Genomic DNA, 8,230 nt, shown 5'->3' with positions numbered 1-8,230 from the left:
GTCAAAATCCGCGGCTTCCGCATTGAGCCGGGAGAGATCGCCGCTCGTTTGCGGGAGCACCCGTCTGTATTGGAAGCCTATGTGAGTGCAATTGCTGATGAGGCAGATCAACCGTATTTGTGTGCTTATTATACGCTCGAGTTCGAATGCTCATATAGAGAGCTTCAAAGCTATTTGCGTAACAATGTGCCGGATTATATGGTTCCGGCACGTATGGTGGAGCTCGACAAGTTCCCGTTAACCTCCAATGGCAAGGTAGATCGCAAACGGCTACCTGTTCCTGATGTGCTGCAAGGGCAGGAGGAGCTCTATCAGGCTGCGAGCAACGATACCGAAAGAACGATTACCGCTATATGGGGAAAAATGTTTAACATCAACAAGGTTGGAGTTAATAATAACTTCTTCGAACTTGGGGGCAATTCTCTGAAGGCAGTCGTTCTGTCGTCGCACTTGTTCAAGGAATTTGGTACGGAAGTGTCGATTCAAGCGATTTTCCAGCGTCCGACCGTTTGCGAGCAGGCCGCATATATCAACAGCTTGGAAACCGGTACGTTCGAGCCTATACGACCGGCTGCCCTTGATCCTAACGGCTTGTACCCTGCGACCTCGAGCCAGAAGAGGCTGTATGCTGTTCATCAGCTCGAAGGAAATTTATTAAGCTACAACATGCCGGTGGCATTGAGCTGGAACGGAAGTCTTGACCCTGATACGTTGAATCGGGCGTTCCTCCTCTTAATCAATCGGCATGAATCATTGCGGACTTCCTTTGAGTGGCAGGACGATGAACTGATGCAGCGCGTACATGACAATGTGTCCTGGAATTTGCCTGTATGGGACGCCGATGGGAAGGATTGGCGCGAGCTTGTAGCAGCCTTTGTGCAGCCCTTTGACCTGGAACAAGCCCCCCTGTTGCGTGCAGGTGTGATTCGGCTTCACTCGGAACGTCATGTCCTGCTGCTGGACATGCATCATAGCATCTCGGATGGGGTTTCCTTGCAGATTTTCGTCCAGGAGCTAGTGCAGCTTTATTATGGCAAGCCGTTGTCTGACTTGCCGATACAGTTCAAGGACTTCGCGATATGGCAGGAGCAGCGGCAGGATGGCGAAGCGATGAAGCTGGCGGAGTCCTACTGGCTGGAATCTTTCCAGGGAGATATCCCGCTCTTGGAGTTGCCGACGGATCATCCGCGCCCAGTAGTGAAGCGGCATAGAGGAGAGCGGATTCGGTTCAATCTGGAGCAAGCGCATGTGGACCGGCTGAGGAGCATCGGGCTGAAGCAAGGTACCACTCTAAATATGATCCTTTTGGCAGCCTATAGTCTGTTTATTGCCAAGTACACCGGGCAAGAAGATATTGTAATCGGCACCCCGTGGGAAGGAAGAGATTACCCGGGGCTGAACGGTACGCTGGGCATGTTTGTTCAGACCCTGCCGATACGAACCTATCCTCGCTCGGCAATGACGTTCAACGAATTTCTTGAAGAAATTCGCAGTCAGGTACTGGAAGCGGCCGAGCATCGCGCGTTCTCTCTGGATCAGTTAATTGAGAAGCTGAAGCTTCAGCGGGATACGGGACGCAACCCTCTGTTCGATACGATGTTTGCGCTGCAAAGCGTGAATATGGAGAAGCTGGAGACATGCGGGGAAGGGATTGAATGGTTGAATTTGGAAACCGGCATAGCCAAGTTCGATCTCTTGCTTACAGCGAATGAGCATGACGATGGCATCGCATTTGAACTAGAGTTTGATACGGATTTGTTTTATCGGGCAACCGCAGAACGGATGTCGGCACATTTGCTACAGCTATTCCAAGACATTGCAGTCAAATCCGACTGCCGATTAAGCGAGATTACGATGCTTGGCGATGTTGAAAAGGAGCGATTGTTGACAGATTTCCAGCCGGAAGGCGGGCAATATCCAGCACAGCAAACGCTCCAAGAGCTGTTTGAGATGCAGGCTGCCCTTCTGCCTGACTCGATCGCCGTCCAACATGGAAGCAGCAGGATTACGTATGCCGAGTTGAATGCCAGGGCTAACCGACTGGCTCGGGCTATACAGGCTTGGGGCCTGCAAAGGCAAGCGGTCGTAGGTTTGATGCTCGACAGATCGATTGATATGGTCGTAGCTATTCTCGGCGTGTTGAAGGCTGGCGGCGTTTATTTGCCGATTGACCCCGAATATCCTGTGGAGCGAATCGAATACATGTTGGCGGACAGCGGGTCCCAATGGCTATTGATGGAACGTCGCCAGTCAGTCCCGGCTAACTTCGCCGGACAGTGCTTCTATTTGGATGAAGAGGAGCTTGCTCATGGGGATGCGGCGAACTTGCCCGTTAGCAGCACGGCCGACGACCTGGCATATATTATTTATACCTCCGGGTCTACAGGAAGAGCGAAGGGGAATATGGCGACCCACGCTAACATTAGCCGTGTAGTTTGTGAAACGAATTACATTGAGCTGACATCCGACGACAAAATTTTGCAGTTGTCCAACTATGCTTTCGACGGCTCGACCTTTGATATTTACGGCGCCTTACTGAACGGAGCGGAATTGGTGCTTATCGATCGCGACGACTTGCTGAATTTGCAAAATCTGACGGCGATTATCCAGCGTCAGGAAATCTCGGTGTTTTTCGTCACGACGGCTTTATTCAATACGTTGGCGGACCATGCGCTTGATTGCTTCGTTCGTGTGCGGAAGATTTTATTCGGGGGAGAGCGAGTATCCGTCCCGCATGTGAAAAAAGTGCTGGAGTGGATCGGACCGGGAAAATTGATCCATGTGTACGGTCCGACGGAAAGCACCGTATTCGCTACTTATTATCCGGTTGATTCCGTGTCAGATGATGTGACGACAATTCCGATCGGCAGACCAATTGCGCAGACGGAAGCTTACATTATGGATGCAGATTTGAATTTGCTGCCGGTTGGTGTTAAGGGACAGCTTTGTCTCTCTGGTGAAGGTCTTGTAAAAGGATACTTGAACAACCCGGAGTTAACTGCGCAAAAATTCGTCAATCATCCGTATAAGCCGGGTTCCAAGCTATATTTGACAGGAGATACGGCGAAATGGCTGCCAGACGGCTACTTAGAGTATATCGGCCGGATGGACCACCAGGTGAAAATAAGAGGTTATCGGATTGAGCCCGGGGAGATTACGAAAAGGCTGCTTCAGCACGAAGATGTCAAGGAGGCCATTGTGCTGTCTCGTGCCGATGACAGGTGCGAGTTGTATTTATGCGCCTATTACGCAACACGGCAGCCTATTCGACAAGTCGATCTGCAGGCATTCCTCCGTGCGACTTTGCCTTCTTATATGATACCGGCGGTTATGATGGAGCTGGAGCGCTTCCCATTAACAGCCAACGGCAAAATCGATCAGCGCGCGCTGCCTATTCCAGAGCGGGGGAACAGCGATGAATATGCGGCTCCTTCAACGGTCACCGAGCTGCGCCTTGCTGGAATCATTCAGGATATATTGAGCATCGAGCGGATCGGACTGCATGACAACTTCTTTGAAGCAGGCGGCCAATCCTTGAAAGCGATGGTTCTTGCGTCTCGCGTACAGCAGGCGTTTCAGGTGTCATTGTCGCTGAAACATATATTCAAGCATCCGACACTGCAGGAAATGGCTGCGTATATCGATGCCGCCGCGGAGACGGAGTATCATTCCATTCCGAAAGCGGACAAGGCGCTGGATTACCCGGTTTCCTCGGCTCAGAAGCGAATGTACATTATTCATCAAATGGATCCGGACAGTATTCTTTATAATATGCCGGTTGTATATGAAGTCAAAGGGAGCATTGATGCTTCGCGACTGCAGGAAGCGTTCCATCAGTTGAGCATGCGCCATGAAAGTCTGCGGACGTCCTTCCGAATGTCAGGGCAAGAGATCGTGCAGCAGATCGATTCATGCGCAAGCTTTCAGCTGGAGCTGGTGGATGCGGTAGACGAAGAAGATTCAAGCCTTCGAGCGAGGATCGCGAAGTGGGTTCGCCCCTTCGATTTAGGCCAGGCTCCGCTTGCGCGGGGATTCGTCATCCGTATCGCACAAGACAGAAATTTGCTAGTTCTCGATATGCATCACATTATTTCGGACGGTCTTTCGTTTAACTTGTATGTGAACGATTTGCAAAAGCTGTATCGCGGCGAAACATTACCGGAACAACGGCTTCAATATAAAGACTACGCGGTATGGCAGCATAATCGTATCGGCAGTAAGGAGCAAAGACGCGAGCAAACGTTTTGGCTGGAGACATTGGCAGGTGAGCTGCCTGTGCTTGAATTGCAAGAGGACTTGCCTCGTCCTCAAATCCAGCGCTTCCGTGGCAGCAGGATCAGAACGACCCTCTCTTCACGGCAAACGGACCAACTCACAATGCTGGCGAACCGGCAAGGTCTTACTCCTTTTATTGCGCTATTTGCAATGTATAACATCCTATTGCACAAATATTCGGGGCAAGAGGACATCATCATTGGAACGCCTGTAGCCGGTCGTGCCCATCCGGATTTGGAAAATGTATCCGGAATGTTCGTCAATACTTTGCCGTTAAGAAATTATCCTGTACCGGATAAAACGTTCACTCAATTCGTGGATGAGGTCATGGCCCGGGTGTTGGACGCATTTGCCCACCAGCATTACCCGCTGGAGGAGCTGATAGACAAGTTAGGCGTTCACCGCGATCTTAGCCGCAATCCGTTATTTTCGACGATGTTCGTGTGGCAAAATATGGATAGAATTGCGGCCGCTCTGGAGGATGCGGCGCTGACGCCGTATTCGATTAATAATCAAACGGCTAAATTCGACCTGACTTTGGGGATCACTGAGCAAGACGGAGAGCTTGGCTTGGAATGGGAGTACAACATTGATATTTTCGTCCAAGATACGATAACCCGCCTTGCCCGCAATTTCGAGCACTTGGTGGATGCTGTGCTGCAAGACCCGGAACAACGGATAGCGGAAGTTGAATGGGTGTGCGATGAGCAGTGCAGTCAAATTATAGAGACGTTCAATGGAAATAAAGGCGATTTTCCTACGGATCAAACCATTCAGCAGTTCATGGAACAGTCAGCAGCCCTTGATCCGCATCGTATTGTACTCGTTGAAGGGGAGCTCAGCTATACCTGCGGCGCTCTTAACGAACGCGCCAATCGTCTTGCCCATTTAATTCGCAGCAACGGTGTCGGTCCGAACGATATCGTAGCGATTATGACGAGCCGTTCTGCCGAAATGGTTGTCAGCATCTTGGCTGTTCTGAAGGCGGGTGGAGCCTACCTTCCGATAGACCCGATTTCACCGGTTGAGCGAACGGCTTTCATGCTTCAGGATAGCTGTGCATCGTTGATGCTCGTACAAGAAGCATACAGGAGCATGATTCTGGACCACGGCAAGCCGGTGATTGTGCTGGACCCTGAATCCGACTATTCGGACCAGGCAGGCAATCCGGTGGCAATCAACAGCTCCGAGGATTTGGCGTACATTATCTATACTTCGGGCTCCACGGGCAAACCGAAAGGCGTAATGGTCAAACATCGCAGCGTCGTCAATACGATGCTTGCACTTGAGGCCGATTATCCGCTCAGGAGCGGCGACTCGTATATGTTCAAAACAACGTACACTTTTGACGTATCCGTTGCTGAGCTATTTGGTTGGATATTCGGACAAGGACGGCTCGTCGTATTGCCGGATGGCGATGAGAAGGATCCGGGTGCAATTCTGAACGCCATTCAGAAGTATTGCATTACGCATATCAACTTCGTGCCGTCGATGCTGCAGTTGTTTCTGCGCAATGCAAGCCAGGTGAAAATTCTTAACATGCTGACGTACGTATTTGCTGCCGGGGAGGCGCTGCCGAAAGAATTGGTTGAGAAGCTCTATGCGCAATCGGATCATGTCATGCTTGTTAATTTATATGGACCTACCGAATCGACGATTTATGCGACGCAATACACCGTTGAACGGAATTTGCAGGGAAGGGTGCCAATAGGCAAGCAGCTTCGAAATGTAACGGCCTGCATTATGAACAAATATAACCAGCTTGTGCCAATCGGTGTGCCGGGCGAGCTCTGCCTGGCGGGTGAAGGTCTTGCTGTCGGATATCTCAACAATACGGAGCTAACGGACGAGAAATTTACGCCTCATCCATTCATGCGAGGCGAACGGTTGTATCGAACCGGAGATATGGCAGTATGGCGAACGGATGGGATGATCGAATATTTGGGAAGAATCGATCATCAGGTCAAAGTCCGGGGCTATCGAATCGAGCTTGAAGAAATACAGTCCAGGCTTATGGAGGCCGAAGGAATCTCCGATGCCATCGTAATGGCATATTTGGATGAGCATGAGGAGTCTTATCTATGCGGCTATGTAGTGGCGAGCCGTGAATGGACGCAATCGGAGCTGCGCATGCATCTGATAACCCGCCTGCCAGCATATATGATTCCGTCTTATTTCGTGCAGATGGATAAGATGCCGTTGACGCCAAGCGGCAAAGTCAATCGTAAAGCCTTGCCGCCAGCGAACAGGGCTCACGTCCGGAACGATGGTTCGCAAGCTGAGTTTGCAACGGAAACTGAAAAGCGGCTGGCAATGCTCTGGTCGGAAATTCTTTCAGTAGAAGTCGCAGGGGCTTATGACGACTTCTTCGAGCTTGGCGGGCACTCCTTGAAGGCGGCTTTACTCACGGCCCGCATCTCGGAAACGATGGGGCTGTCGCTGCCGCTGCGCGTTATATTCGAAAAGCCGAAGCTAGAGCAGCTGGCTGAATGGATTGACGAATCGGAGCGGCAGGTGCAGGAACGAATCGTCCCGGCGCCGCTGAGCGAGTTGTACCCGGCAACGTACAGCCAGACCCGGTTATTTGTCCTGAACCAGTTTAATCCGCTCAATATGAGCTACAACATGCCTTGTATCATGCTGGTGAAGGACGTGCTGGATCAGGAGCGCATATATAAAGCCTATGCCGCTTTGATCAATCGTCACGAAATTCTCCGTACCTCCTTCGAGATGGACGGTGCACGCTTGGTGCAGTGGATACACGCGGATATAGAGCCTGACTATCGTTTCGTGATTGCAGCGAATGGCTCAGAGCCGGAATCACATATTAGATCCTTTATCCGTCCGTTCGAATTCAATCGAGACTCGTATGTTCGCTTGGAAGTGATCCGGCTTTCGCAGGCAGAGCATTTGCTGATGATCGATATGCATCATATGATCTCGGATGGCATCTCGCTGAACGTGTTTGTAAAGGAGCTATTCGATCTTTATGAGGAGCGGGAGCTGCCGCCAGCTGCATTGCAGTTTAAAGATTATGCGGTTTGGCAGCAGCGGCGGTTAGACGGCGACGACTACGCTCTGCAGGAAAGCTATTGGACCGCGCTCTTTCAAGACGAGGCCCCGGTCCTTCAATTGCCGACCGATTACGCGAGGTCTGCCGTACAGCAATTTGATGGGGGACGGCTGTTCGTCAAGCTGGACGAATCGTTAAGCCATGCGGTCAATCGTCTGGCCATTGCAGAGAATGCGACGCTGTTCATGCTGCTGCTGTCGGTCTACTACACTCTGTTGCACAAATACAGCGGACAAGAAGATGTAGTAGTGGGCGTTCCCGTCTCCAGCCGGCCTGACAGCGAGCTTCAGCAAGCAATAGGAATGTTCGTCAACACGCTGGCTATTCGGGCAATGCCGGAGGATCATAAAACATTTAGGACGCTGTTGGCCGAGGTGAAGGAGGCATTCATTCAAGCGCACGAGTACCGGGATTATCCGTTGGAGAAGCTGATCGAGCATCTTAGTTTGCAGCGCGATATGGGCAGAAGTCCATTGTTTGACACTATGTTTACGATTCAAAACGCGGAATCGGACGTGAGAACGACATCGACGATAACATGCGAGCCACTCGCGTTCCATCACGAATATTCCAAATTTGATCTTACGGTCGGCGTTATGGACAAGGACGGTAGGTTGACAATGGAATGGGAATACAGCACAGCGCTGTTCAAGCGGAGCACGGTTGAGCGCATGGCGGGGCATTTCGTCCGCCTGCTGGAACAGATCGTACACCGCCCGGAGCTGCGGTTGAGTGAAGCCGATATCGTGACGGAGCAAGAGCGGGAGCAGCTGCTGCGGACGTTCAACGATACAAGCGTTAATCACCCGACCCAATCCATGGTCCACGAGCATTTTGAACAGCAGGCGGAGCGTGTGCCTAATCGGCCGGCGGTCGTCTGGC

At 51.4% G+C, this 8,230-nt stretch carries 1 protein-coding gene; it reads left to right on the top strand.

The window, feature by feature from the left end:
- On the top strand, positions 1-8,230 hold an 8,230-nt coding region (locus WH37_RS32800; RefSeq protein ID WP_046234880.1), incomplete at both ends, for an amino acid adenylation domain-containing protein.

Origin of the sequence: Paenibacillus algorifonticola (genome assembly GCF_000971975.1) — a bacterium.
Lineage (GTDB): Bacteria > Bacillota > Bacilli > Paenibacillales > Paenibacillaceae > Pristimantibacillus > Pristimantibacillus algorifonticola.
The sequence above is the reverse complement of the archived record's forward strand: the minus strand, read 5'-3'. Positions and strand labels throughout refer to the sequence as shown.